32 protein-coding genes and 1 other annotated feature are annotated in these 24888 nt (G+C 49.4%); all 32 genes read right to left on the reverse strand.

Annotated elements, in window-relative coordinates; genetic code table 11:
- Window positions 1–27: 27 nt before the first annotated feature.
- Window positions 28–426, reverse strand: coding sequence for a 30S ribosomal protein S8 (rpsH, locus tag JMF85_RS02460; protein WP_054797092.1), 399 nt, complete (start codon window positions 424–426; stop codon window positions 28–30).
- Between the two features lie 33 nt (window positions 427–459).
- Window positions 460–645, reverse strand: coding sequence for a type Z 30S ribosomal protein S14 (locus JMF85_RS02465; RefSeq protein WP_113022649.1), 186 nt, complete (start codon window positions 643–645; stop codon window positions 460–462).
- A 49-nt stretch (window positions 646–694) separates the two neighbouring features.
- Window positions 695–1237 carry a 50S ribosomal protein L5 gene (rplE, locus tag JMF85_RS02470; protein WP_054797111.1) on the reverse strand — a complete coding sequence of 181 codons (543 nt, stop codon included), beginning with the start codon at window positions 1235–1237 and terminating at the stop codon, window positions 695–697.
- Window positions 1238–1269: 32 nt separating this feature from the next.
- Window positions 1270–1623 (reverse strand): 50S ribosomal protein L24, encoded by a 354-nt coding sequence (rplX, locus tag JMF85_RS02475; protein WP_218029647.1) that lies wholly within the window; start codon window positions 1621–1623, stop codon window positions 1270–1272.
- A gap of 94 nt (window positions 1624–1717) precedes the next feature.
- Window positions 1718–2086 (reverse strand): 50S ribosomal protein L14, encoded by a 369-nt coding sequence (gene rplN / locus JMF85_RS02480; protein WP_054797090.1) that lies wholly within the window; start codon window positions 2084–2086, stop codon window positions 1718–1720.
- A gap of 41 nt (window positions 2087–2127) precedes the next feature.
- Complete coding sequence (rpsQ, locus tag JMF85_RS02485; RefSeq protein WP_054797089.1) at window positions 2128–2391, reverse strand: 30S ribosomal protein S17; 264 nt, start codon at window positions 2389–2391, stop codon at window positions 2128–2130.
- Between the two features lie 24 nt (window positions 2392–2415).
- A complete protein-coding gene (gene rpmC / locus JMF85_RS02490; RefSeq protein WP_013921153.1) occupies window positions 2416–2616 on the reverse strand; it encodes a 50S ribosomal protein L29 in 201 nt (66 codons plus the stop codon).
- Window positions 2606–3040, reverse strand: coding sequence for a 50S ribosomal protein L16 (gene rplP, locus JMF85_RS02495; RefSeq protein ID WP_054797088.1), 435 nt, complete (start codon window positions 3038–3040; stop codon window positions 2606–2608). The genes rpmC and rplP overlap by 11 nt, the downstream gene beginning before the upstream one ends.
- A 2-nt stretch (window positions 3041–3042) precedes the next feature.
- Complete coding sequence (rpsC, locus tag JMF85_RS02500) at window positions 3043–3708, reverse strand: 30S ribosomal protein S3 (protein ID WP_054797087.1); 666 nt, start codon at window positions 3706–3708, stop codon at window positions 3043–3045.
- A gap of 13 nt (window positions 3709–3721) precedes the next feature.
- Window positions 3722–4057 carry a 50S ribosomal protein L22 gene (gene rplV, locus JMF85_RS02505; protein ID WP_054797086.1) on the reverse strand — a complete coding sequence of 112 codons (336 nt, stop codon included), beginning with the start codon at window positions 4055–4057 and terminating at the stop codon, window positions 3722–3724.
- A 48-nt stretch (window positions 4058–4105) separates the two neighbouring features.
- Complete coding sequence (gene rpsS / locus JMF85_RS02510) at window positions 4106–4384, reverse strand: 30S ribosomal protein S19 (protein ID WP_054799674.1); 279 nt, start codon at window positions 4382–4384, stop codon at window positions 4106–4108.
- 39 nt (window positions 4385–4423) lie between these two features.
- Window positions 4424–5254: a 50S ribosomal protein L2 gene (gene rplB / locus JMF85_RS02515; RefSeq protein WP_127608818.1), complete on the reverse strand. Its 831-nt coding sequence runs from the start codon at window positions 5252–5254 to the stop codon at window positions 4424–4426.
- A 32-nt stretch (window positions 5255–5286) separates the two neighbouring features.
- Window positions 5287–5577: a 50S ribosomal protein L23 gene (gene rplW / locus JMF85_RS02520; protein ID WP_127608817.1), complete on the reverse strand. Its 291-nt coding sequence runs from the start codon at window positions 5575–5577 to the stop codon at window positions 5287–5289.
- Window positions 5577–6200 carry a 50S ribosomal protein L4 gene (rplD, locus tag JMF85_RS02525; protein WP_054799675.1) on the reverse strand — a complete coding sequence of 208 codons (624 nt, stop codon included), beginning with the start codon at window positions 6198–6200 and terminating at the stop codon, window positions 5577–5579. Before rplD ends, rplW begins: the two co-directional genes overlap by 1 nt.
- A 24-nt stretch (window positions 6201–6224) precedes the next feature.
- Window positions 6225–6851: a 50S ribosomal protein L3 gene (gene rplC, locus JMF85_RS02530; protein ID WP_201317689.1), complete on the reverse strand. Its 627-nt coding sequence runs from the start codon at window positions 6849–6851 to the stop codon at window positions 6225–6227.
- A 51-nt stretch (window positions 6852–6902) separates the two neighbouring features.
- The gene (rpsJ, locus tag JMF85_RS02535; protein WP_013921163.1) at window positions 6903–7211 is read right to left on the reverse strand and encodes a 30S ribosomal protein S10; all 309 of its coding nucleotides are present in this window, start codon (window positions 7209–7211) and stop codon (window positions 6903–6905) included.
- Between the two features lie 239 nt (window positions 7212–7450).
- On the reverse strand, window positions 7451–8641 hold the full coding sequence (gene tuf, locus JMF85_RS02540; protein ID WP_127608816.1) for an elongation factor Tu: 1191 nt from the start codon (window positions 8639–8641) through the stop codon (window positions 7451–7453).
- A gap of 34 nt (window positions 8642–8675) precedes the next feature.
- Window positions 8676–10751 carry an elongation factor G gene (fusA, locus tag JMF85_RS02545; RefSeq protein ID WP_155615618.1) on the reverse strand — a complete coding sequence of 692 codons (2076 nt, stop codon included), beginning with the start codon at window positions 10749–10751 and terminating at the stop codon, window positions 8676–8678.
- 35 nt (window positions 10752–10786) lie between these two features.
- Window positions 10787–11257: a 30S ribosomal protein S7 gene (gene rpsG, locus JMF85_RS02550; RefSeq protein WP_054797082.1), complete on the reverse strand. Its 471-nt coding sequence runs from the start codon at window positions 11255–11257 to the stop codon at window positions 10787–10789.
- 49 nt (window positions 11258–11306) lie between these two features.
- Complete coding sequence (gene rpsL, locus JMF85_RS02555) at window positions 11307–11726, reverse strand: 30S ribosomal protein S12 (protein WP_054797081.1); 420 nt, start codon at window positions 11724–11726, stop codon at window positions 11307–11309.
- 133 nt (window positions 11727–11859) lie between these two features.
- Complete coding sequence (locus tag JMF85_RS02560; RefSeq protein WP_127608832.1) at window positions 11860–12111, reverse strand: ribosomal L7Ae/L30e/S12e/Gadd45 family protein; 252 nt, start codon at window positions 12109–12111, stop codon at window positions 11860–11862.
- 154 nt (window positions 12112–12265) lie between these two features.
- Window positions 12266–15889: a DNA-directed RNA polymerase subunit beta' gene (rpoC, locus tag JMF85_RS02565; protein ID WP_141336118.1), complete on the reverse strand. Its 3624-nt coding sequence runs from the start codon at window positions 15887–15889 to the stop codon at window positions 12266–12268.
- A 119-nt stretch (window positions 15890–16008) separates the two neighbouring features.
- On the reverse strand, window positions 16009–19563 hold the full coding sequence (gene rpoB, locus JMF85_RS02570; protein ID WP_127608813.1) for a DNA-directed RNA polymerase subunit beta: 3555 nt from the start codon (window positions 19561–19563) through the stop codon (window positions 16009–16011).
- A 371-nt stretch (window positions 19564–19934) separates the two neighbouring features.
- A complete protein-coding gene (locus tag JMF85_RS02575; RefSeq protein WP_127608812.1) occupies window positions 19935–20531 on the reverse strand; it encodes a class I SAM-dependent methyltransferase in 597 nt (198 codons plus the stop codon).
- Window positions 20532–20618: 87 nt separating this feature from the next.
- Window positions 20619–20981 carry a 50S ribosomal protein L7/L12 gene (rplL, locus tag JMF85_RS02580; RefSeq protein WP_054797080.1) on the reverse strand — a complete coding sequence of 121 codons (363 nt, stop codon included), beginning with the start codon at window positions 20979–20981 and terminating at the stop codon, window positions 20619–20621.
- A 65-nt stretch (window positions 20982–21046) separates the two neighbouring features.
- Window positions 21047–21556 (reverse strand): 50S ribosomal protein L10, encoded by a 510-nt coding sequence (gene rplJ, locus JMF85_RS02585; RefSeq protein ID WP_054797079.1) that lies wholly within the window; start codon window positions 21554–21556, stop codon window positions 21047–21049.
- Between the two features lie 160 nt (window positions 21557–21716).
- Window positions 21717–21881, reverse strand: a sequence feature (ribosomal protein L10 leader region).
- A gap of 57 nt (window positions 21882–21938) precedes the next feature.
- Window positions 21939–22631, reverse strand: a complete 693-nt coding sequence (gene rplA / locus JMF85_RS02590; protein WP_054799676.1) for a 50S ribosomal protein L1 — start codon at window positions 22629–22631, stop codon at window positions 21939–21941.
- Window positions 22632–22723: 92 nt separating this feature from the next.
- Complete coding sequence (gene rplK / locus JMF85_RS02595; RefSeq protein ID WP_127608811.1) at window positions 22724–23149, reverse strand: 50S ribosomal protein L11; 426 nt, start codon at window positions 23147–23149, stop codon at window positions 22724–22726.
- 41 nt (window positions 23150–23190) lie between these two features.
- On the reverse strand, window positions 23191–23724 hold the full coding sequence (gene nusG / locus JMF85_RS02600; protein ID WP_127608810.1) for a transcription termination/antitermination protein NusG: 534 nt from the start codon (window positions 23722–23724) through the stop codon (window positions 23191–23193).
- Window positions 23725–23752: 28 nt separating this feature from the next.
- The gene (secE, locus tag JMF85_RS02605) at window positions 23753–23965 is read right to left on the reverse strand and encodes a preprotein translocase subunit SecE (RefSeq protein WP_127608809.1); all 213 of its coding nucleotides are present in this window, start codon (window positions 23963–23965) and stop codon (window positions 23753–23755) included.
- Between the two features lie 18 nt (window positions 23966–23983).
- Complete coding sequence (gene rpmG, locus JMF85_RS02610; protein WP_014372565.1) at window positions 23984–24133, reverse strand: 50S ribosomal protein L33; 150 nt, start codon at window positions 24131–24133, stop codon at window positions 23984–23986.
- A 243-nt stretch (window positions 24134–24376) separates the two neighbouring features.
- On the reverse strand, window positions 24377–24888 hold a 512-nt coding region (gene sigH, locus JMF85_RS02615), incomplete at its 5' end, for an RNA polymerase sporulation sigma factor SigH (RefSeq protein WP_201317690.1).

Consider the following 24888-nt stretch of genomic DNA (forward strand, 5'->3'; position numbering starts at 1 on the left):
TGCACCTCCGTTCTTTAAAAATCGATATTACCAAACGTAGCAGATAACCTCTCCGCCAGCTTTCGATTGACGAGCTTCTTTATCTGTCATAACGCCCTTGGACGTCGAGAGAATCGCGATGCCGAGGCCGCCCAGTACGCGAGGTACTTCTTGGCTTTTCGCATAAACGCGAAGACCTGGTTTGCTGATTCTTTTCAATCCTGTGATAACACGCTCATTGTTGGAGCCGTATTTCAGGAACAAGCGAATGATACCTTGCTTGCTGTCTTCGATATATTCAGCGTCACGGATGAAGCCTTCCTTCTTGAGGATCTCAGCGATCTCGCGCTTGATCTTCGAAGCCGGAATTTCCACAGTCTCATGACGAACAACGTTAGCGTTGCGAATGCGTGTAAGCATATCTGCAATTGGATCGGACATAACCATGTGTTGTAAACCTCCTTCCCGAAACTTTGAGTTTTACCAGCTTGCTTTTTTAACGCCAGGAATTTGACCTTTGTATGCCAATTCGCGGAAGCAAATTCTGCAAATTTTGAATTTACGCAATACCGAATGGGGACGACCGCAGCGTTCGCAGCGCGTATATGCCTGCACTTTAAATTTCGGAGCACGCTGCTGCTTAATCTTCATCGAAGTTTTTGCCACTCTCGTTAACACCTCCATAGGTTCCAGTGAAACCCGTATCGTAAGCTAATTATTTCGCGAACGGCATGCCGAGCTGCGTCAGCAATTCGCGGGATTCTTCGTCTGTTTTCGCCGTTGTGACGATTACGATGTCCATACCGCGGACTTTGTCCACTTTGTCATACTCAACTTCAGGGAAAATGAGCTGCTCTTTCAAGCCAAGCGTGTAGTTACCGCGGCCGTCGAAAGCTTTCGTGGATACGCCGCGGAAGTCACGTACGCGCGGAAGGGCCACGTTGAACAGTTTGTCCAGGAAGTGATACATACGCTCGCCGCGCAGCGTTACTTTCACGCCGATTGGCATATTTTCACGCAGTTTAAAGCCTGCGATGGATTTTTTCGCTCTTGTGATAACCGGTTTTTGACCGGCGATCAACTGAAGATCGGAAACGGCGGTATCAAGCACTTTGGAGTTGGAAACCGCTTCGCCCACACCCATGTTGATAACCACTTTCTCGATTTTCGGAACTTGCATAACCGTGGTGTAGTTGAACTTTTGGATCAACGCTGGTGTAACTTCGTTCAGAAAACGATCTTTCATTCTTGCTGCCATGAGTTTGTGTACCTCCTTTCTTACCTTCTCAATTAATCGATAATCTCGCCGGATTTTTTCGCAACGCGAACTTTTTTACCGCTATCCAATACTTTGTAACCAATACGAGTCGGTTGGCCGCTTTTCGGATCAACCAGCATCACGTTGGAAACGTGAATTGGAGCCTCTTGCGTAAGAATTCCGCCTTGCGGATTTGCTTGCGAAGGTTTCGCATGTTTCTTGATCATGTTTACGCCCTCGACCAGCACGCGGTTTTGACGTGGGTAAGCTGCGATTACGCGGCCTTTCTTCCCTTTGTCTTTACCTGTGATAACAAAAACCGTGTCGTCTTTCTTGACGTGCAATTTATTGTTGTGGGACTCGAGTTTTTTCGGTTGTTTTGGCATTTGGATTTACACCTCCTACAGGCTTTCGTTAGAAAACCGCTTCGTAAGAAAAATCTTAGGCTTTCGATTGAAAGCCAGCATCTGTTTCGATCAATTAGATAACTTCAGGCGCCAGAGAAACGATTTTCATGAAGTCTCTGTCACGAAGTTCACGAGCTACCGGTCCAAAGATACGTGTGCCGCGCGGGCTCTTATCTTCTTTTACGATAACCGCTGCATTCTCGTCAAAGCTGATGTAGGATCCGTCCTTACGACGAGCACCGCGTCTCGTGCGTACCACTACAGCTTTAACAACGTCACCCTTTTTGACAACGCCGCCTGGTGTTGCTTCTTTCACCGAGCAGATGATCAAATCGCCAATGTTAGCTGTACGACGACCCGTACCACCCAACACACGGATACACATCAGCGACTTCGCACCAGAGTTGTCAGCTACGTTCAATCGAGTAAATGGTTGAATCATTGTGTATTCCCTCCTTCCGGAATTGATGCCAGATGCATATATTAAACGATAACCGCTTTTTCAACCACTTCAACCAATCTCCAACGTTTATCCTTGGAGAGCGGACGAGTTTCCATGATTTTTACAACATCGCCGATTTTAGCTTCGTTGTTCTCATCATGCGCTTTGAACTTCTTCGTATATTTAATGCGCTTGTGATACAAATCGTGTTTTTTGTAAGTTTCTACAGCAACAACGATGGTTTTATCCATTTTGTCGCTCACGACTTTGCCCACTTGCGTTTTGCGCTCGTTGCGTTCAGCCATTGCGAGATCCTCCTCTCAAATTCATTAACTAGTGATTCCCAATTCTCTTTCACGCAAAACAGTCTTTGCCCGAGCAATCTCTTTGCGTACTTTTTGAATCTGTACGGGATTATCCAGTTGACCTGTAGCCAGTTGAAAACGGAGGTTAAAGAGTTGCTCTTTAAATCCGGCAATCTTTTGTTCGATCTCAGCAGTGGTTAAGTTGCGAAATTCACTAGCTTTCATTTGCTTCACCACCCAGTTCTTCTCTTTTCACAAACTTCGTCTTGATCGGCAGCTTGTGAGAGGCGAGACGCATAGCTTCACGGGCGATTTCTTCGCTAACGCCGGCAAGTTCGAACAGAACTTTACCTGGTTTTACGACTGCAACCCATTTCTCTACGTTACCTTTACCGCTACCCATCCGAACTTCAAGCGGCTTTTGGGTAATCGGTTTGGAAGGGAAAATTTTGATCCAAACTTTACCGCCCCGCTTAATATAACGAGTCATCGCGATACGGGCAGCTTCGATTTGACGGTTGGTTACCCAAGCCGGTTCCACAGCTTGCAAACCGTATTCGCCGAAATGTACTTCCTGACCGCCTTTTGCGCGACCGCTCATGCTGCCGCGGTGCTCTTTGCGGTGTTTTACACGTTTAGGAACTAACATGATTAGTTGCCTCCTTCCGTAGCAGCCTTTTTCTTAGCCGTTGGAAGAACTTCGCCACGATAGATCCAAACTTTTACGCCGATCCGTCCGTACGTGGTGTGAGCTTCAGCCGTTCCGTAGTCGATGTCCGCACGCAGCGTGTGCAGCGGCACCGTACCTTCGCTGTAGCCTTCCGTTCTGGCGATTTCCGCTCCGCCCAAACGACCGCTAACCGATGTTTTAATCCCTTTAGCGCCGGATCTCATCGATCTTTGAATCGCTTGTTTCAACGCACGACGGAACGATACGCGACGCTCCAATTGTTGTGCAATGCTCTCAGCGACCAGAATCGCATCCAGGTCAGGGGATTTTACTTCACTGATATTGATGTGTACTTTCTTGCCGTTCGTCAGCTTGGACAGGTAGGCGCGGATCACTTCTACTTCGGAACCGCCTTTACCGATAACCATACCTGGTTTCGCCGTATGAATCGTAACGTTCACGCGGTTAGCCGCACGCTCGATTTCGATGCGGGAAACGGCGGATTCTTTCAATTTTTGCTTCAAATATTCGCGAATTTTAACGTCTTCCATCAACAAATCGCCGAAATCTTTGCCGGCATACCATTTGGACTCCCAATCGCGAATAATACCGATTCTAAGTCCTACCGGGTTTACTTTTTGGCCCACACGTTGTCCCTCCTTATTTCTCAGATACCACTAATGTAATGTGGCTGGTACGTTTATTGATGCGGCTCGCACGACCCATAGCGCGAGGACGGAATCTCTTCAAAGTCGGTCCTTGATCGACAAACACTTGGGAAATCACCAGGCTGTTAGGATCCAGGGAGTAGTTATGCTCCGCATTCGCAACGGCCGAGTTCAGCAGCTTCTCGATGATCGGAGATGCCGACTTAGGCGTATGACGCAAAATTGCAATCGCTTCACCCACTTGCTTGCCGCGGATCAAGTCAACCACGAGCTGAGCTTTACGGGGAGCAATGCGTACGTATCTTGCAATGGCTTTAGCTTGTTGCATGGATGTACCTCCTCTCGTTCACAAACTGAATCTATGTCACGTTCAATCTTAGCGTTTACCCGTTTTCTTATCGTCGTCGTGACCTTTGTACGTACGGGTTGGCGCGAATTCACCAAGCTTATGTCCTACCATATCTTCCGTTACATAAACCGGAACATGCTTTCTACCGTCATAAACGGCAAATGTGTGTCCGATGAATTGCGGGAAAATAGTGGAGCGGCGGGACCAAGTTTTGATCACTTGTTTCTTGGTTGCTGCATTCATGTCTTCCACTTTCTTCAAAAGATAGCCATCGATAAACGGCCCTTTTTTCAAACTGCGACCCATGCTTCGTTCCTCCCTTCTTTAAGCCAAACGGTAAGTCTATTACTTCGTACGGCGACGTACAATGTATTGGTTGGAAGCTTTGTTTTTCTTCCGTGTTTTGTATCCGAGCGTCGGTTTGCCCCATGGAGACATTGGAGATTTACGACCGATCGGGGAGCGGCCTTCACCACCACCGTGCGGGTGATCGTTCGGGTTCATGACGGAACCGCGAACTTCCGGTCTTTGACCGAGCCAACGGGAACGTCCTGCTTTACCGATTTTGACAAGTTCGTAATCTTCGTTACCTACGGAACCGACCGTTGCGCGGCAAACTTTGAGGATTTTTCTCATTTCGCCGGAAGACAAACGAATCGTTACGTATTGATCTTCTTTACCGAGCAACTGAGCTTCTGTACCAGCAGCGCGAACCAATTGGCCGCCTTTGCCAGGTTTCAACTCAATATTGTGGATAACCGTACCGACCGGGATATTCTCGAGCGGAAGCGCGTTACCTACTTTGATGTCTGCATCCGGACCGGATACGACTTGGTCGCCCACTTTCAAGCCTTTAGGAGCGATGATGTAGCGTTTTTCGCCATCCACGTAATGGATCAGCGCGATGTTAGCGGAACGGTTCGGATCATACTCGATTGTAGCAACGCGACCGGGTATTCCATCTTTATTCCGTTTAAAATCGATAATGCGGTATTTACGCTTATGTCCGCCGCCTTGGTGACGAACCGTAATTTTACCTTGGTTGTTACGACCCGCTTTTTTGCTCAGAGGAGCCAAAAGCGATTTCTCCGGCGTCGATGTTGTGATTTCTTCGAATGTCAAAACCGACATCGCACGTCTGGCCGGGGACGTAGGCTTATATTTTTTGATTGGCACGTGGATTCCCTCCTTACTTCAAAAATTATGCTTTAGACGGACTCGAAAAATTCGAGTTCTTTGCTGTCTGGCGTAAGAGTAACAATCGCTTTTTTCCACTCGGACGTATATCCGGAGTAACGACCGTAACGCTTAGGCTTAGCCGGCATTCTCAATGTATTTACATTGGTTACTTTCACTTTGAAAATTTGCTCGATCGCTTGTTTGACTTCCGTTTTGTTGGAACGGATATCAACCTCGAACACATATTTCTTCTCAGCCATCATTTCGCTGGTACGTTCAGTAATGATCGGGCGCTTAATAATATCGCGAGGGTTTTTCATTACGCAAACACCTCCTCTACTTTTTGCACCGCATCTTTCGTAATGATCAGCTTGTCGTACACCATAACGTCAAGCACATTAATACCTTCAGCCGCGACAAACTTCACGCCTGGGATATTACGCGCGGACAACGCTACGTTCTCGTCATAAGCTGCCGTTACGACCAAAGCCTTACGTTCTACTTTCAAGTTGTTCAAGATCGCTGCGAAATCTTTCGTTTTTGGAGCTGCCAATTGAAGCTGATCCAATACGATAATCTCACTTGCCAGCACCTTGGAAGACAACGCGGATTTAATCGCCAAGCGACGTACTTTCTTTGGCAATTTGAACGAATAGCTGCGAGGTGTCGGTCCGAAAACGACGCCGCCGCCTTTCCATTGCGGAGAGCGGATACTACCTTGACGCGCACGACCCGTACCTTTTTGTTTCCAAGGCTTACGACCGCCGCCGCGAACTTCGGAACGCCCTTTAACTTTATGAGTTCCCATGCGAAGCGAAGCGCGTTGCAAAAGCACCGCCTGGTTTAACGCGTAAGCATGCGGTTCGATACCAAACACGCTATCCGCCAATTCCAATTCGCCAACTTGCGAACCACTAACATTAAATACTGCTACTTTTGGCATTTGTTATCCTCCTTTCTTGCTTTCTTACTTCTTCACCGTAGATTTAACGGTTACGAAGCTATTTTTAGGACCCGGAATGGAGCCTTTAATCAAGAGCACGTTACGCTCAGCATCGACTTTAACCACTTCAAGCTTCTGGATAGTTACAGTTTCCGTACCCATATGTCCTGGCAGTTTTTTACCCTTCGGAACACGGTTAGCTTGGATCGAACCCATGGAACCAGGACCGCGGTGATAACGGGAACCGTGAGCCATTGGACCTCTGGATTGGTTATGTCTTTTGATATTACCTTGGAACCCTTTACCTTTGGATGTTCCAGTTACATCAACGAATTCGCCTTCGGAGAATAGATCGGCTTTGATTTCCTGGCCAACTTCATAACCAGCAATCTCAATACCGCGAATCTCTTTAATGTAGCGCTTAGGTGTTGCTCCAGCTTTCTTCGCATGGCCCAACTCCGGTTTATTCGCTCTGTGTTCTTTCTTCTCTTCAAAACCGATTTGGATGGCTTCGTAACCGTCATTCTCCGCATCTTTCTTTTGCAGCACGGTGCAAGGACCTGCCTGGATTACGGTAACCGGTACAACCAATCCTTCGGGAGTAAACACTTGAGTCATCCCAAGTTTCTTACCTAAGATACCTTTAGTCATCGTTGACACCTCTTTTCCTCTCTTGCTTTAAGTTTATCCACAATGTGTATATTACAGTTTGATTTCGATGTCCACACCGGACGGCAGATCCAAACGCATCAACGCATCAACGGTTTGCGGCGTCGGATTGACGATATCGATCAAACGCTTATGCGTACGCATTTCGAATTGCTCGCGCGAATCTTTGTACTTGTGTACCGCGCGCAAGATCGTGATGATTTGCTTCTCGGTTGGAAGCGGAATCGGACCAGACACTCCAGCACCGGAACGCTTGGCTGTGTCCACAATTTTCTCAGCGGATTGATCCAAAACTCTGTGATCATAAGCCTTCAAACGAATACGAATCTTTTGCTTTGCCATAGTATTCCCTCCTTCTATCGCCCAATTTAGTATCGGACATACTCCGTGAAAATCTCCTGACGACCGCCCCTATGGCAAAGGAGCCGGGTGTGTCAGCAACCTCTCACATCATCGCAACGTCACAGACCAACGTTCACTATTATATTAAATGTTGAAACAAAAAGCAAGAAGAAAAGCGACTTTTGCCTAAAAATAAATAATCCCTTCATCTATTTAGATGAAGGGATTGGAAACTGCAATTATTTTTGGATGGAAGCAACGGCACCGGCGCCAACTGTACGGCCGCCTTCGCGAATTGCGAAGCGAGTACCTTCTTCGATAGCGATTGGCGAGATCAGCTCAACCGTTACCGTGATGTTGTCGCCAGGCATAACCATCTCTGTGCCTTCCGGCAAGTTGATGATACCCGTAACGTCAGTTGTACGGAAGTAGAACTGCGGACGGTAACCTGTGAAGAAAGGCTTGTGACGGCCACCCTCTTCTTTAGTCAGAACGTAGATTTGAGCCGTGAAGTTCGTGTGAGGCTTAACCGAACCCGGTTTAGCCAATACTTGACCACGCTCGATATCTTTACGGTCTACACCGCGAAGCAATGCGCCAACGTTGTCGCCAGCTTGTGCGGAATCAAGCAATTTACGGAACATCTCTACGCCCGTAACAACGGATTTGCGAGTGTCTTCTTGAAGACCGATGATTTCGACCTCATCGCCGACTTTAATTACACCGCGCTCTACACGACCTGTAGCAACGGTACCACGACCAGTGATCGTGAACACGTCCTCTACCGGCATCAGGAAAGGCTTGTCTGTATCGCGCTCAGGCGTTGGGATGTAAGTGTCGATGTGCTCGAACAGCTCAACGATTTTGTCAGCCCAAGGACCGTCTGGGTTTTGAAGAGCTTCACGAGCTGCGCCGCGAACGATCGGAGTGTCGTCGCCAGGGAACTCATACTCGTTAAGAAGGTCGCGAACTTCCATTTCAACCAGTTCAAGCAACTCTTCGTCTTCAACCATGTCGCATTTGTTCAAGAATACGACGATGTAAGGCACGCCTACTTGGCGGGACAACAGGATGTGCTCGCGAGTTTGCGGCATAGGGCCGTCAGCTGCGGATACAACCAGGATCGCGCCGTCCATTTGCGCTGCGCCGGTGATCATGTTTTTAACATAGTCGGCGTGGCCTGGGCAGTCTACGTGTGCGTAGTGGCGGTTAGGCGTTTCATATTCAACGTGCGCAGTGGAGATCGTGATACCGCGCTCGCGCTCTTCTGGAGCTTTATCGATTTGGTCAAATGCTACAGCGGCACCGCCGTATTTTTTCGACAATACAGTTGTGATTGCCGCTGTCAACGTTGTTTTACCATGGTCAACGTGACCGATCGTACCAATGTTAACGTGCGGCTTATTGCGTTCAAATTTCGCTTTTGCCATGAGTGGATTGCCTCCTTAGATAATGGGATTTATATTAGGCACCTTTGTTTTTTGCGACGATTTCTTCCGCAATCGACTTAGGTACTTCTTCATAGTGCGAGATTTCCATCGAGTATACGCCACGGCCTTGCGTACGGGAACGCAAAGTTGTGGAGTAACCGAACATTTCGGACAAAGGCACCTTGGCACGAATGATTTGTGCGCCGAAACGCGCATCCATACCTTCGATACGTCCGCGGCGGGAGTTCAGGTCGCCCATAACGTCGCCCATGTACTCTTCCGGAACGGTAACTTCGACTTTCATGATCGGCTCAAGCAATACCGGTTTACACTTCTCAGCCGCTGCTTTAAGTGCCATCGAACCGGCAATCTTAAACGCCATCTCCGAGGAGTCGACGTCATGGTAAGATCCGTCAACGACGGTAGCTTTGATATCCACAAGCGGGAAGCCTGCGTATACGCCGTTTTTCATAGACTCTTCAATACCCGCTTGGATCGGAGCAACGAATTCCTTAGGAATCGATCCACCCACGATTTTGCTTTCGAACTGGAAGCCAGTTCCCGGCTCAAGCGGTTCGAACTCCACCCAACAATGTCCGTATTGACCACGGCCACCGGATTGGCGAACGAACTTGCCTTCGACTCTAGCCGGTTGACGGAACGTTTCACGGTAAGCAACCTGCGGTTTACCCACGTTAGTTTCTACCTTGAACTCGCGAAGCATACGGTCAACGATAATCTCAAGGTGAAGCTCACCCATACCGGAGATAATCGTTTGGCCTGTTTCTTCGTCCGTGTGTGCGCGGAAAGTCGGATCTTCCTCGGAGAGCTTGGCCAAAGCAACGCCCATTTTATCTTGGTCGGCTTTTGTTTTCGGCTCAACTGCGAGCTGGATAACCGGCTCTGGGAAGTTCATGGATTCGAGAACGACCGGGTTTTTCTCATCACACAGCGTATCGCCGGTAACGGTATCCTTCAAGCCAACGGCAGCTGCGATATCACCGGAGTAAACTTCGCTGATCTCTTGGCGGCTGTTCGCGTGCATTTGGAGAATACGGCCGATCCGTTCACGTTTGCCTTTCGTTGCGTTCAATACGTAGGAACCGGAGTTCAATACACCGGAATATACGCGGAAGAACGTCAATTTACCGACAAACGGATCCGTCATGATTTTGAACGCAAGTGCCGCAAACGGTTGATCGTCAGAGGATTTGCGAACAACTTCCGTACCGTCGTCCAGCGTACCTTTGATGTCCGGTACATCGAGTGGAGACGGCAGGTAATCAATAACTGCATCCAGCATCATTTGAACGCCTTTGTTACGGTAAGACGAGCCGCAGATGACCGGGAAGATACTAACGGAACAAACGCCTTTGCGCAATGCACCTTTAATTTCTTCGATCGTCAGCTCTTCGCCTTCGAGGTATTTCATCATAAGCTCTTCGTCCAGTTCTGCAACTTTCTCGACAAGCTCAGAGCGAAGCTCCTCGACTTTATCTGCGTATTCCGCAGGTACATCAGACTCAATAGGATCTTTACCCAAATCGTCTTTGTACACATAGGCTTTACGCTCGATCAAATCGATAACGCCTTTGAAATCATTCTCGGCACCGATCGGCAGTTGGATAGCCACTGCGTTCGCACCAAGCTTCGCGCGCATCGATTCGATAACTTGCAAGAAGTCTGCGCCGATGATGTCCATTTTATTGACATAAGCAATCCGTGGAACACCATAACGGTCCGCTTGTCTCCAAACGGTTTCCGATTGCGGCTCAACGCCTTCTTTGGCACTGAATACGCCTACTGCTCCGTCCAATACGCGGAGGGAACGCTCAACCTCAACTGTGAAGTCAACGTGTCCCGGGGTGTCGATAATATTGATGCGGTGATCTTTCCATTGAGCTGTTGTAGCAGCGGAAGTAATCGTGATTCCGCGCTCTTGCTCTTGCTCCATCCAGTCCATCGTAGCTGCACCTTCGTGAACTTCACCGATTTTGTGCACGCGGCCTGTATAGAACAAGATACGCTCAGTTGTAGTCGTCTTACCAGCATCGATATGCGCCATAATCCCGATGTTACGCGTATCTTTCAAGGAGAACTGTCTAGCCATCAGGTTGTCTCCTTCCTAAAAATAGGAATTGTATTTTACCAACGATAGTGTGCGAACGCTTTGTTGGCTTCAGCCATTTTGTGCGTATCTTCACGTTTTTTCACGGAAGCACCAGTGTTGTTGCTGGCATCCATGATTTCGGCAGCCAATCTTTCTTCCATCGTCTTCTCACCGCGAAGACGGGAGTAGTTGACGAGCCAACGAAGTCCCAAAGTGGAGCGGCGCTCCGGACGAACTTCGATCGGAACTTGATAGTTGGCGCCCCCCACACGGCGAGCTTTGACTTCGAGGACAGGCATGATGTTCTTGATGGCTTGTTCAAACACTTCCATCGGATCTTTACCTGTACGCTCTTGAATCAGATTGAAGGCATTGTACAGAATAGATTGTGCTACTCCTCTTTTACCGTCAATCATGATGCGGTTGATCAAACGAGTAACCAATTTGCTGTTGTATACCGGATCTGGCAATACGTCTCTGCGAGTAACTGGACCTTTACGAGGCATAGTTATCCCCCTTTCTCAAAAAGTGCATTCGATTTTTTAAAATAAAAAATTACTTTTTCACTTTCGGGCGTTTCGCGCCGTACTTGGAACGAGCTTGCTTACGGTTGTTCACGCCTGCAGTATCGAGCGCGCCGCGAACGATGTGGTAACGTACCCCTGGAAGGTCTTTTACCCGACCGCCGCGGATCAGAACGACGCTGTGCTCTTGCAGGTTGTGTCCGATACCCGGGATGTAAGCTGTTACCTCAACACGGTTAGTCAAACGAACACGCGCATATTTACGAAGTGCGGAGTTCGGTTTTTTTGGTGTCATTGTACCTACACGAGTACATACACCGCGTTTTTGAGGGGAGCTGATATCCGTTTGCTCTCTTTTCAAAGCGTTGAAGCCTCTTTGAAGAGCTGGGGATTTGGATTTAACTACTTTCGCTTGGCGTCCTTTACGAACGAGCTGGTTAATTGTTGGCATTGTGGCCACCTCCTTCAAAATGAATGTTCTTCCGTTTTTTCAAGCCCACAGATCCAGGCGAATCGTAAATGAACATAGGAAACGTTTTTGCCCGGGAGTTTGTTGCATTTTCCCGAACAAAAACGTCGGCTCTTTATTCATTCACTACAGCCGCCATAGCGGCGCCTACTTCGATGCCACACGCTTTACCTAACATATTCATGGATTCCACGTAAGTGACTTTAACCCCCATTTTCTTGCAGAGGTTAACCATTTTTATCGTGATCCGCGGATCTGCATCTTTAGCAATAAAAACTTCCGTGGCCTCTCCTAGCTCCACCAGCTTCATCGCTTGCTTGGTGCCTATTGTCAATTTCGCAGCCTGCTTTACTTTATCGAGACTCAGGTTGAATCCCCTCCGAATGACAGGTGACGAGGCATGTAAAATGGCACACTTTGATATATTAGCACTTCGCTTATATCGTGTCAAGAATCGCCGCTCGCTTTCTCGCAATTTTTACAGATGGCAAGAAAGCAAACGGCGCATTTCAATTCATAATCTATTCAACAGTTACTGCTTCCGGCGCCTCGTCGGTCTGTTCATCCTCCGGCTCGGCATTCGGATCGGTGATCCGAATATTGCGGTAACGGCTCATTCCCGTACCTGCCGGAATCAGTTTGCCGATAATGACGTTCTCTTTCAAGCCGAGCAACTGGTCGACCTTCCCTTTGATGGCAGCGTCCGTAAGTACGCGAGTCGTCTCTTGGAAAGATGCGGCCGACAAGAAGGAGTCGGTTTCGAGCGACGCTTTCGTAATCCCGAGCAATACGGGTTTGGCTACAGCCGGTTCTTCGCCTGCAAAGAGCGCCACCTTGTTCGCTTCTTCATATTCATGAATATCGACGAACGAACCTGGAAGCAGCGTGGTATTACCGGCATCTACGATGCGAATTTTGCGCAGCATCTGACGGATCATAACCTCAACGTGCTTGTCGTTGATTTCTACCCCTTGATTCCGGTAAACGCGTTGAACCTCTTGCAGGATATAGTTTTGCACACCGCGAATCCCTTTGATGCGCAGCATTTCTTTCGGGTCGATGGAGCCTTCTGTCAGCTCGTCGCCGGCTTCTACGTTCTGGTTCACGGTCACGCGAATCCGAGAGCCGTACGGCACCGCATACGTTTTGGATTCGGCTTCGCCCTGCACTTCAATCTCGCGGCGGTCTTTCGCTTCGCGAATTTCCTTAACCACGCCGTCGATCTCCGAAATGATCGCTTGCCCCTTCGGATTCCGAGCCTCGAACAACTCCTGAATCCGTGGCAAACCTTGTGTAATATCGTCGCCGGCAACGCCGCCGGTATGGAACGTACGCATCGTGAGCTGGGTACCCGGTTCGCCGATGGATTGGGCGGCAATAATACCGACCGCTTCCCCGATTTCAACGTGTTGACCCGTAGCCAGGTTGCGTCCGTAACATTTTTTACATACGCCATGCTTGGAACGGCAGCTCAGTACGGAACGAATTTGAATACGTTCTACGTTCGCCGCGATGATTTTATCAGCGATCGAGGCTTCGATCAGCTCATTGCGGGATACCAGGATTTCGCCGGTTTGCGGATGGCGAACCGTTTCAAAGGAATAACGGCCTTCAATCCGGTCGTACAGATCTTCAATGATCTCTTTCCCGTCGCGAATCGTGCTGACCATGAAACCTTTGTCCGTACCGCAGTCTTCATCGCGAACGATAACGTCCTGCGCCACGTCGACTAGACGACGCGTCAGGTAACCGGAATCCGCCGTACGAAGCGCCGTATCCGCCAAACCTTTACGCGCTCCGTGCGTGGAGATAAAGTACTCCAAGACGGTCAGGCCTTCGCGGAAGTTCGATTTGATCGGCAACTCCATGATTTTACCCGACGGATTCGCCATCAGACCGCGCATACCGCCCAGTTGGGTGATCTGCGATTTGTTACCCCGTGCTTTGGATTCCACCATCATGTTGATGGAATTGTATTTGTCGAGCGATTTCATCAGAATATCGGTAATTTCGTCCTTCGCCTTGCTCCAGATCGCGATGACACGATCATAACGCTCGTCATCGGTGATCAAACCGCGGCGGTACTGGTTCGTCACGACTTTGACTTTCTCGTCGGACTCAGCCAGAATCTGATCCTTCTCGGTAGGTACCGTAACGTCGGCTACCGCGATCGTAATCCCCGCACGCGTCGAGTACGTGAACCCAAGCTGTTTAATATTGTCGAGAATGATCGATGTTTGGGTCGTATGATATCGACGGAAGCATTCTGCGATGATCGTACCGAGGTAGTCTTTACCTACGGCTTTCGTCTCCGGCAGCTCTTCCATCTTGGCGCGGATGTCTCCGCCCTTCTCGAACACGAAATAGTTGTCGGATACACCGTTCAACAAGTTCGCTTTCGTCGCTTCGTTGATATACGGGAAATCTTTCGGATAAATCTCATTGAAAATGATTTTACCGACCGTAGTAATCAATATCGCTTCCTGCTGCTCTGGCGTAAAGCTGGTTTTACCCAGCGCTTTCGCCGGGATCGCAACACGGGCATGAAGCGAAGCGTCGCCGCGATGATACATCGACACCGCTTCCGCTACCGTACGAATGATCGTTAGTGAGCCCTTCGAGTTTTTGTTCTCCGTTGTCAGATAGAAGCTTCCGAGAACCATATCCTGCGAAGGCGTAACAACCGGCTTACCGTCTTTCGGGTTCAAGATGTTCCCAGACGCCAGCATCAGTACGCGGGCTTCGGCCTGCGCTTCCGCCGACAACGGCACGTGCACCGCCATTTGGTCGCCGTCGAAGTCGGCATTGTATGCCGTACAGACGAGCGGGTGAAGCTTAATGGCGCGGCCTTCGACCAGAATCGGTTCGAACGCCTGAATGCCCAAACGGTGAAGGGTAGGGGCACGGTTCAACAGAACCGGATGCTCTTTAATGACTTCTTCGAGCACGTCCCAAACTTCCGGACTTACGCGTTCCACTTTGCGCTTCGCGCTCTTGATGTTATGCGCAAGACCTTTATTAACAAGCTCCTTCATGACGAAGGGCTTAAACAATTCAAGTGCCATTTCCTTAGGAAGACCGCACTGGTACATCTTCAGGCTCGGCCCAACTACGATAACGGAACGACCGGAATAGTCTACCCGTTTACCGAGCAGGTTTTGACGGAAACGTCCTTGCTTCCCTTTCAGCATATGACTGAGGGATTTCAACGGCCGGTTCCCCGGACCCGTTACCGGACGGCCGCGGCGGCCGTTGTCGATCAAAGCGTCAACGGCTTCCTGGAGCATCCGTTTCTCGTTCTGCACGATGATGTCCGGCGCGCCGAGATCGAGCAGACGCTTCAACCGGTTGTTCCGGTTAATCACGCGGCGATACAAATCGTTCAAGTCGGAGGTCGCAAAGCGGCCGCCGTCCAACTGAACCATCGGACGAAGCTCCGGCGGGATGACCGGCAGTACGTCGAGCACCATCCACTCCGGCATATTTTTGGAATTCCGGAACGCCTCCATGACTTCAAGACGCTTAATCGCACGGTTACGGCGTTGACCTTGGGCCGTCTTAAGCTCTTCCTTCAGCATATCGACTTCTTTCTCGATATCGATATCCTGCAGCAGCTTCTTAACGGCTTCCGCGCCCATACCGGCTTGGAAGGCGTAGCCGTATTTCTCGCGATAGCTGCGGTATTCCTTCTCAGACAACAGCTGTTTTTTCTCCAGCGGCGTATCACCCGGATCGGTGACCACATAGGAAGCGAAGTAAATGATTTCTTCCAAGGAACGCGGAGACATATCGAGCGCAAGCCCCATACGGCTAGGAATACCTTTGAAGTACCAAATATGAGATACCGGAGCGGCAAGTTCGATATGCCCCATCCGCTCGCGGCGAACTTTCTGGCGCGTCACTTCAACGCCGCAGCGATCGCACACGACCCCTTTGTAACGGACACGTTTGTACTTACCGCAATGACATTCCCAGTCCTTGGTCGGTCCGAAAATTTTCTCGCAAAACAGACCTTCTTTTTCCGGCTTCAAAGTTCTATAGTTGATTGTCTCCGGCTTCTTCACTTCGCCGCGGGACCACGAACGGATCTTGTCCGGGGAAGCCAAACCGATTTTCATGAACTCAAAATTGTTGACGTCGATCAAGGAGCAACCCTCCTCCATGTTTTGTCTGTCAAAACGCTATCGGACGCATGCGCCGTATCGATATGTGCCTTAGATGCCGGTTAGCACCCAAGGCACAATGCTTATTCTGCTGGCAGAGCTTACTCTACACCCATCTCTGCGCCTTCTAAATTCAAGTTCAGCTTGTCGCTTGTCACTTCGTCTTCGTCGTCCATTTCTTTCATTTCGATCTCTTCTTCGTTCTCGGAGAGAATCTTCACGTCCATCCCCAAGCTTTGAAGTTCCTTGATCAAAACCTTGAACGACTCCGGTACGCCAGGTTCCGGCACATTCTCGCCCTTGACGATCGATTCGTACGTTTTCACGCGGCCGACGACGTCATCGGATTTAACGGTCAATATTTCCTGCAGCGTATAGGCGGCACCATAGGCCTCAAGCGCCCATACTTCCATCTCCCCGAAACGCTGGCCGCCGAACTGGGCCTTACCGCCAAGCGGCTGTTGCGTAACGAGCGAGTATGGACCTGTGGAGCGCGCATGGATTTTATCGTCAACCATGTGCGCAAGCTTGATCATATACATGACGCCGACGGTAACTTCCCGTTCGAACGGATCGCCGGTGCGGCCGTCAAACAGAAGCGTCTTACCGTTGCGCTGCATGCCGGCTTCTTCCATCGTATCGAACACGTCGTATTCGCGAGCGCCGTCGAATACCGGCGTAGCGGTATGGATGCCGAGATATCTCGCAGCCATGCCCAAGTGAACCTCAAGAACTTGACCGATGTTCATCCGCGAAGGAACGCCGAGCGGGTTCAAAACAACTTCAACAGGCGTACCGTCCGGAAGGAACGGCATGTCCTCTTCCGGTAAGATGCGGGCAACGACACCTTTGTTACCGTGACGACCGGCCATCTTATCGCCCTCGGAAATTTTCCGTTTTTGGGCAATATAGACACGAACCAGTTGATTGACGCCCGGCGGCAGCTCGTCTCCGTTCTCGCGGGTAAACACCTTCACGTCAACGACGATACCGTCCGTACCATGCGGCACGCGGAGGGACGTGTCGCGAACTTCACGCGCCTTCTCGCCGAAGATCGCATGAAGCAAACGTTCTTCCGCCGTCAGCTCGGTCACGCCTTTCGGCGTTACTTTACCGACCAGGATATCGCCTGCGGCGATTTCCGCGCCGACACGGATAATTCCGCGTTCGTCAAGGTTCTTCAACGCATCTTCCCCGACGTTCGGGATATCGCGCGTAATTTCTTCCGGTCCGAGCTTCGTGTCACGCGCTTCGGATTCGTATTCTTCAATGTGAATGGAAGTATACACATCTTCCTTCACCAGTCGTTCGCTCAGCAAAATCGCATCCTCGTAGTTGTACCCTTCCCATGTCATGAAGGCTACGACCACGTTGCGGCCAAGCGCCAATTCGCCTTGTTCCGTCGAAGGCCCGTCGGCTAGAATGTCGCCGACACGGACTTGCTCGCCTTTATGGCAAATCGGACGTTGGTTGATGCAAGTCCCTTGGTTAGAACGTAAAAATTTATGCAATTTATGTTTAATGATATCGCCATTAACGACGCGGCCATCTACAATTTCCTGACGGCGCACCCAGATCTCGTTGGCGGAAACCTTCTCTACAACCCCGTTCACTTTGGAAACGATACACACACCGGAATCTTTCGCCGACTTATGCTCCATTCCCGTCCCGACGAGCGGCGCCTTCGGAATGAGCAAAGGTACGGCCTGACGCTGCATGTTCGATCCCATGAGGGCACGGTTCGAGTCATCGTTCTCCAAGAACGGAATGAGCGCCGTCGCGACGGATACGACCTGTTTCGGAGAAACGTCCATATAGTCGACGCGGTCTTTGGCAATTCTCAAGTTATCGTCTTTGTAACGAACAATGACCGTATCGTTGGCAAACTTGCCGTCTTCGGTCAGTTCGGCATTCGCCTGAGCGACAACGTAGTTATCCTCTTCATCGGCGGTCAAATACGAAATCTCATCCGTAACGACTCCCGTGTTGGGATCGACGCGACGATAAGGCGCCTCGATAAATCCAAACTCATTCACGCGCGCGAACGTCGACAAGGAGTTGATCAAACCGATGTTCGGACCCTCTGGCGTCTCGATCGGGCACATCCGTCCATAATGGGAGTGATGCACGTCGCGGACTTCAAAGCCTGCGCGCTCACGGGTCAAACCACCTGGTCCGAGAGCGGATAAGCGCCGTTTATGCGTCAGTTCGGCCAGCGGATTCGTTTGGTCCATAAATTGGGACAACTGCGAGCTTCCGAAAAACTCTTTAATCGACGCAATGACCGGACGAATGTTGATCAGCTGCTGCGGGGTAATCGTGTTGACGTCTTGAATGGACATCCGTTCACGAACGACACGCTCCATCCGGGACAAACCGATCCGGAATTGGTTCTGGAGCAGCTCGCCTACGGAGCGGAGACGACGGTTCCCGAGATGGTCGATATCGTCGGTGCTGCCGATTCCATGCAGCAAGTCCATAAAGTAATTAATAGACGCAATGATGTCGGCAGGTGTAATGTGCTTGACGGTTTTGTCGATTTTACCGTTAGCAATCACTTTCACGACTTTGCCGTCTTCGATCGGCGAGTAAACATTGATGCACTGCAGCGGGATACGATCATTCTCCACCACACCATTCGTGATGTTGTACTCTTTGAAGCCTACGCTATCTTCCAGGAATGGAAGAATCGTGTCGAGCAATCGCCGATCGATCAACTGACCGGCTTCCGCAATGATTTCGCCTGTGCCCGGGTCAACGAGCGTTTCAGCTAAACGCTGATTGAACAAGCGATTTTTAATATGAAGCTTCTTATTAATTTTGTAACGGCCTACGTTAGCCAGATCGTATCGCTTCGGATCGAAGAAACGCGCGACCAGCAAGCTTCTGGCGTTATCGAGCGTAGGCGGCTCACCCGGACGAAGACGCTCGTAAATTTCGATCAGAGCCTTGTCGGTAGAGTCCGTATTGTCTTTATCCAAGGTGTTGCGAATATATTCATCGTCGCCGAGCAAATCGATAATTTCCGCATCCGTTCCAAAGCCGAGTGCGCGAAGCAATACGGTAACCGGAATTTTCCGCGTACGATCGATCCGAACATAAATAATGTCCTTGGCATCCGTCTCGAGCTCGAGCCATGCGCCGCGGTTCGGAATGACTGTAGCCGTATAGGTTTTCTTCCCGTTTTTGTCGACCTTGGTGCTAAAATAGACGCTGGGGGATCGAACCAGCTGACTGACGATAACCCGTTCCGCACCGTTAATAATGAAAGTTCCCGTTTCGGTCATCAGAGGGAAGTCTCCCATGAACACTTCCTGTTCTTTAACCTCTCCGGTTTCTTTGTTGATCAGGCGCACTTTCACTCGAAGCGGCGCTGCGAAGGTCACATCGCGTTCCTTGGACTCATCCACCGAATACTTCGGCTCTCCGAGAGAATAGTCGATAAATTCCAACACCAAATTCCCCGTAAAATCCTGAATCGGGGAAATATCTTGAAACATTTCGCGCAATCCCTCATCCAAAAACCATTGATATGATTTTTGTTGAATTTCAATAAGGTTTGGCACTTCCAAAACCTCATGAATCCGAGCGTAAGACCTGCGTTTACGTCGACCTAATTGAACAAGATGACCCGCCAACTTAGATTCACCCCTCATGTCTACTCAATAGAACAAAATAAAAGCCTCTGCGGGAAGCCTTCTCGACTCATGCACTCGCGAAGTCAAACTTCTTGTAGAAGCTTCTAATCCTGATGCAAATTAATAGACCTTTTTTTCACTTCATTGTTACCACAATTTTCTACATACCTTGTAGGGTTTACGTAAAATCTAAACATTATACGTCAGATGTTTAAATTTTATTCAACCGAGGCATAAAAAACTTCTTGACATTTTAGTGAACTAAAGACAAATTACCCAATCATAATGCTGACATTTTACTATAATAACACAGTGCAAAATACAAGTCAACATAATTCCCATCATCGGCGAAAAACGGAAAGATGCGATTGCACCAGCTCGTTCTATCGCTATTTCGTCGCCTTGATGATCCAATAGCCGCGGTCCCGTTCCACTTCTTCCACTTGCGAAAAGAGAGATTCGAGCTTCGCGTAAGCCGAAGGCGCACCCTGCTTCTTCTGAATGACGACCCATAGCGCCCCGCCTTCCAGCAAGGCTTCATGCGCTTGCTCGAATATGCGATGCACCGTCTCTTTTCCTGCACGAATCGGAGGATTCGTAAGCACCGCATCGAAAAACTGGCCTTTCACCGCGGCAAGCAGATCGCTTTGTACAATCGTCACATTGGCAATGCGGTTATGCTCCGCATTCCTTCTAGCCAAAGATATCGCTCGTTCGTTGATATCCAGCATCGTGACATGACCTTGCGCCGCGATCCAAGCAGCGGCCAGACCTATCGGCCCGTATCCGCATCCAACATCCAGCACTTTAGCTTGGGGCGTCAATTCAACCGTCTCCACGAGAAGCTTCGATCCGAAATCGACACCTTTTTTGGAAAATACGCCCGCATCCGTCATAAATACAAACTTATGCCCGCGCAGCGTCTCCTCAATCCGATGCAAATCATGCTCTACACTTGGCTTAGACGTGTAATAGTGTTCCGCCATGCGCGAATCCTCCCATTCTTTTTTGCAGACAAAAGCAAAACCCCTTGCAGAGGTCGTCCTCGAACAAGGGGTGCGTTTGGAAGTTAATTACTTCACTTCTACGGAAGCGCCTGCTTCTTCCAATTTTGCTTTTACAGCTTCTGCTTCTTCTTTGGATACTTTCTCTTTCAACGCTTTCGGAGCGTTGTCTACGAGATCTTTTGCTTCTTTCAAGCCGAGGCCTGTGATTTCGCGAACAACTTTGATAACGTTGATTTTGGATGCACCAGCGTTGTTCAAGATGACGTCGAATTCAGTTTGCTCTTCGACTGCTGCTGCGCCAGCGCCTGCAACGACAGCTACTGGAGCTGCTGCAGTTACGCCGAATTCTTCTTCGATTGCTTTAACCAGGTCGTTCAGTTCCAATACTGTCATGCCTTTAATGGCTTCCAAGATTTGCTCTTTGCTCATGGTTAAACCTCCATTATCTTAATTAAGATGTTTTAGTTTGTGGTCTTGCACAGGTACGGCTTGTATTACGCTTGCGCGCCGCCTTCTTGCTTCTCAGCGACAGCTTTAACCGCAAGGGCGAAGTTGCGCACTGGAGCTTGGAGCACGCTGAGCAACATGGACAGAAGACCTTCGCGGGAAGGCAGTTCAGCCAATGCTTTGATTTGATTGAAGTCTACAACTTTGCCTTCAACCACGCCTGCTTTAACTTCCAATTTATCGTTCTTCTTAGCAAAATCCGTCAGGATTTTGGCAGGAGCGATAATGTCGTCTTTGCTGAATGCAATTGCGGTAGGACCGCTCAAGAACGAGTCCAGTTCCGTCAATTCTGCAGTTGCTGTCGCGCGGCGTACCAACGTATTTTTCAATACTTGGAACTCAATGCCGGCTTCACGCAATTGTTTACGAAGCTCAGTCACTTGAGCTACGTTCAAACCGCGGTAGTCCGCAACAATCGCGCAGGAGCTTGCTTTCAGTTTTTCGGATACTTCCGTCACCTGAGCCGCTTTTTGCTCAATGATTTTTGCGTTTGCCATTTTTGCACCTCCTACAAGTTTTCGTCAGAAAACTGCTTCGAAAGCATCTGCCAAGTTTTCAATAGAAAACCGTAACCGTCTTCCTAAGCATTCTCCTTGTAACCCGAAACTTATCGTAAACATCGTCCGCACTAGCCGAGCGTCTGTCGAAAACATCTTCGCCTAAAAACGAAAATGCCTTCGCAGACAACGCGAAGGCATGATGATTCCCATATTCACTAGCCGTAAAGCTTCGAATATCGAACGTTTATCATAACACCTCGGCAGGAGATTAAGCTTGGAGCATCCAAGCACCTGCTGTCTACGGTAAGCATATTCACTTGTTATTGAACCTAATTAGGTTAGCACGCCTGACCTTGAAAGTCAACTGGCAAGCTGTTCCTTATCGTTGGTTCGCTACGTTGATGCGAGCGCTCGGACCCATCGTCGAGGATACCGCGATGTTCTTCAGGTATACCCCTTTGGCAGCTGCCGGTTTCGCTCTGTTCAACGCGTCGATCAGGGCTTTGAAGTTTTCTGCGAGCTTCTCGGCGTCGAAGGAAACTTTCCCGATCGGAGCATGGATTTGTCCGGCTTTATCCAGACGGTATTCGATTTTACCAGCCTTGATCTCCTGAACGGCTTTCGCTACGTCAAACGTAACAGTGCCCGCTTTAGGGTTAGGCATCAAACCTTTACCACCCAAGATACGACCGAGTTTACCGACTTCACTCATCATGTCCGGCGTAGCTACGCAGACATCGAAGTCGAACCAACCTTGTTGGATTTTATTGATCATGTCTTGATCGCCTACGAAATCAGCGCCAGCCGCTTCCGCTTCTTTAGCTTTTTCGCCTTTTGCGAATACAAGAACACGTTTGGTTTTACCTGTACCGTGAGGCAATACAACCACGCCGCGAACAGCTTGGTCTTGTTTTCTTGGGTCTACGCCCAAGCGCACAGCCACTTCGACGGTTTCGTCGAATTTGGCTACCGCCGTCTTCTTAACCAACTCGATAGCTTCGAGCGGCTCATAGAACGTGTCGGCGTTGATCAACTTGGAAGCTTCCAAGTATTTTTTGCCGTGTTTAGCCACTTTGCAGTCCTCCTATGTGGTATTAGCGGAATATCCTCCCACTGGTTGAAGTTCTCCTCCGACGAGGAAAACTTAAGCATGGCAGCCTTCGATTAGTCCTCGATGACTACGCCCATGCTGCGAGCCGTACCTTCGATCATACGCATAGCAGCCTCGACGGATGCAGCGTTCAGGTCAGGCATTTTTTGCTCGGCGATTTCGCGCACTTGCGAGCGTTTTACGGTTGCGACTTTCTTCTTGTTCGGTTCGCCGGATCCTTTTTCGATCTTTGCAGCTACGCGCAAAAGAACGGCAGCCGGAGGCGTTTTTGTCTCGAACGTGAAAGAACGGTCTTCGAAAACCGTGATTACGACCGGAATGATCAAACCTGCTTGATCTGCGGTACGAGCGTTGAACTCTTTGCAGAACGCCATGATGTTAACGCCTGCTTGACCGAGTGCCGGACCGATCGGCGGCGCCGGATTCGCTTTACCTGCTGGAACTTGCAGTTTTACCATCTTGATAACTTTTTTTGCCATTGTGTGACACCTCCTCGTTCGTAGTATGACAGACGATCATGTTACAGCTTTTCCACCTGATGGTAGTCAAGCTCCAACGGCGTTTCCCTGCCAAACATATTGACGTGCACCTTCAGCTTGCTTTTGTCGACCAGAATTTCTTCCACGGACCCAACGAAGTTGGCGAACGGACCGACCTTCACGCGAACCGTCTCTTTCAGTTCGAAATCGATCTTCGGTTTCGGTTCTTCCATGCCCATATGCTTGAGAATCGACTCTACTTCTTCAGGAAGCAAAGCCGTCGGTTTCGAACCGGAACCGGTCGACCCGACAAAGCCGGTAACGCCAGGCGTATTGCGCACAACATACCAGGAATCGTCCGTTTGGATCATCTCCACCAGCACGTATCCCGGGTATACCTTACGCATTACGGTCTTTTTCTTACCGTCTTTGTTCACAAGCTCTTCTTCCATAGGCACGAGCACGCGAAAGATCTTGTCCTTCATGTCCATGGATTCCACACGTTTTTCTAAATTGGCCTTCACCTTGTTTTCATACCCGGAATAGGTATGTACGACGTACCATCTTTTTTCCATTCCCATTAGCGCCACCAATCAGCCTGAATTATTGAAACACGAGGCGAAGCAGCTCAGAAATCCCTAAGTCCAGAACGTAGAAGTACACCGTCACGAAGATGACCGTAAACAACACGACCAGCGTGTAACTAATCAGCTCTTTACGGCTGGGCCATTTCACTTTTTTCAACTCGGACCAAGCGTCCCCAAAAAAAGAAAACGTGCTGCCGAATCCCTGCTTCACTTTAGCTAAAAAGGACACAACTACACCTCCAAAAAACTAGCGAGTTTCGCGATGAGCCGTTTGTTCATTGCAAAATTTGCAATATTTCTTGAGCTCCATGCGGTCAGGATGGTTGCGCTTATTTTTGGAAGACGTATAGTTTCTCTGCTTGCAGTTTGTGCACGCTAACGTGATGATCACCCGCATGATGTACACCTCCTACGGACCAGCCTTTGATTTACAACCTTATGCGACCAGCAAAAAAACGCCTACTCGTTTTAAGGCTACCTGAACACTTTAGCACACGGCATACTTCATGTCAAGGAAAAAGGATTACACCTGTCATGCTCGTTATTACCAGTATGGACCGTCAACGGGGCTGTTAAACCACCCACAGCGGTCAACGGCACAAAAAAGGGCACCTTCTCGGGTAGAGGAAAGGTGCCTACTTTATGCGTCGCGAACTTCCAAATATCTCTCCAATTTGCGTTTAACGCGCTGCAGGGCGTTGTCAATAGACTTGACATGGCGATCCAAATCTACAGCAATTTCTTGATAGGATCTTCCGTCCAAATACAGCATCAGCACTTTGCGCTCGAGATCGCTCAAAATCTCGCCCATCTTGTCTTCCAGACCGCTGAATTCCTCTTGATTAATAATCAGTTCTTCCGGATCGGATACGCGGGAACCGCAAATGACATCCAGCAACGTTCGATCTGAATCTTCATCGTAGATCGGCTTGTCCAAGGAAACGTAAGAGTTAAGTGGGATATGCTTCTGGCGGGTGGCTGTCTTGATAGCCGTGATGATCTGACGGGTAATGCAGAGCTCGGCAAATGCTTTGAAAGAGGCAAGCTTATCGCCGCGGAAGTCGCGAATGGACTTGTACAGCCCGATCATGCCTTCCTGTACGATATCTTCTCGATCGGCTCCGATCAAAAAATAAGATCGTGCCTTGGCGC

Source organism: Paenibacillus sp. EPM92, from assembly GCF_016586185.1.
In the GTDB taxonomy this organism is placed as follows: domain Bacteria; phylum Bacillota; class Bacilli; order Paenibacillales; family NBRC-103111; genus Paenibacillus_G; species Paenibacillus_G validus.

Bases quoted from the DNA above. Each gene is read 5' to 3' on its own strand.
- rplC (WP_201317689.1), bottom strand. From the start codon at position 6,851: ATGACTAAAGGTATCTTAGGTAAGAAACTTGGGATGACTCAAGTGTTT.
- rplJ (WP_054797079.1), bottom strand. From the start codon at position 21,556: ATGGCAAACGCAAAAATCATTGAGCAAAAAGCGGCTCAGGTGACGGAA.
- rplX (WP_218029647.1), bottom strand. From the start codon at position 1,623: ATGCCAAAACAACCGAAAAAACTCGAGTCCCACAACAATAAATTGCAC.
- rplW (WP_127608817.1), bottom strand. From the start codon at position 5,577: ATGAAAAACCCTCGCGATATTATTAAGCGCCCGATCATTACTGAACGT.
- rpsL (WP_054797081.1), bottom strand. From the start codon at position 11,726: ATGCCAACAATTAACCAGCTCGTTCGTAAAGGACGCCAAGCGAAAGTA.
- JMF85_RS02575 (WP_127608812.1), bottom strand. From the start codon at position 20,531: ATGGCGGAACACTATTACACGTCTAAGCCAAGTGTAGAGCATGATTTG.
- fusA (WP_155615618.1), bottom strand. From the start codon at position 10,751: ATGGCTAGACAGTTCTCCTTGAAAGATACGCGTAACATCGGGATTATG.
- rplN (WP_054797090.1), bottom strand. From the start codon at position 2,086: ATGATTCAACCATTTACTCGATTGAACGTAGCTGACAACTCTGGTGCG.
- rplV (WP_054797086.1), bottom strand. From the start codon at position 4,057: ATGCAACAAGCTAAAGCCATTGCAAGATACGTACGCATTGCTCCCCGT.
- rplK (WP_127608811.1), bottom strand. From the start codon at position 23,149: ATGGCAAAAAAAGTTATCAAGATGGTAAAACTGCAAGTTCCAGCAGGT.
- tuf (WP_127608816.1), bottom strand. From the start codon at position 8,641: ATGGCAAAAGCGAAATTTGAACGCAATAAGCCGCACGTTAACATTGGT.
- rpsG (WP_054797082.1), bottom strand. From the start codon at position 11,257: ATGCCTCGTAAAGGTCCAGTTACTCGCAGAGACGTATTGCCAGATCCG.
- rpsS (WP_054799674.1), bottom strand. From the start codon at position 4,384: ATGGGTCGCAGTTTGAAAAAAGGGCCGTTTATCGATGGCTATCTTTTG.
- rplL (WP_054797080.1), bottom strand. From the start codon at position 20,981: ATGAGCAAAGAGCAAATCTTGGAAGCCATTAAAGGCATGACAGTATTG.
- rpmG (WP_014372565.1), bottom strand. From the start codon at position 24,133: ATGCGGGTGATCATCACGTTAGCGTGCACAAACTGCAAGCAGAGAAAC.
- rpoB (WP_127608813.1), bottom strand. From the start codon at position 19,563: ATGAGGGGTGAATCTAAGTTGGCGGGTCATCTTGTTCAATTAGGTCGA.
- rpsQ (WP_054797089.1), bottom strand. From the start codon at position 2,391: ATGGCTGAACGCAACGAGCGCAAAACGCAAGTGGGCAAAGTCGTGAGC.
- rplP (WP_054797088.1), bottom strand. From the start codon at position 3,040: ATGTTAGTTCCTAAACGTGTAAAACACCGCAAAGAGCACCGCGGCAGC.
- rpsJ (WP_013921163.1), bottom strand. From the start codon at position 7,211: ATGGCAAAGCAAAAGATTCGTATTCGTTTGAAGGCTTATGATCACAGA.
- rpmC (WP_013921153.1), bottom strand. From the start codon at position 2,616: ATGAAAGCTAGTGAATTTCGCAACTTAACCACTGCTGAGATCGAACAA.
- nusG (WP_127608810.1), bottom strand. From the start codon at position 23,724: ATGGAAAAAAGATGGTACGTCGTACATACCTATTCCGGGTATGAAAAC.
- rplE (WP_054797111.1), bottom strand. From the start codon at position 1,237: ATGGCAGCAAGAATGAAAGATCGTTTTCTGAACGAAGTTACACCAGCG.
- rplD (WP_054799675.1), bottom strand. From the start codon at position 6,200: ATGCCAAAAGTAGCAGTATTTAATGTTAGTGGTTCGCAAGTTGGCGAA.
- rpsH (WP_054797092.1), bottom strand. From the start codon at position 426: ATGGTTATGTCCGATCCAATTGCAGATATGCTTACACGCATTCGCAAC.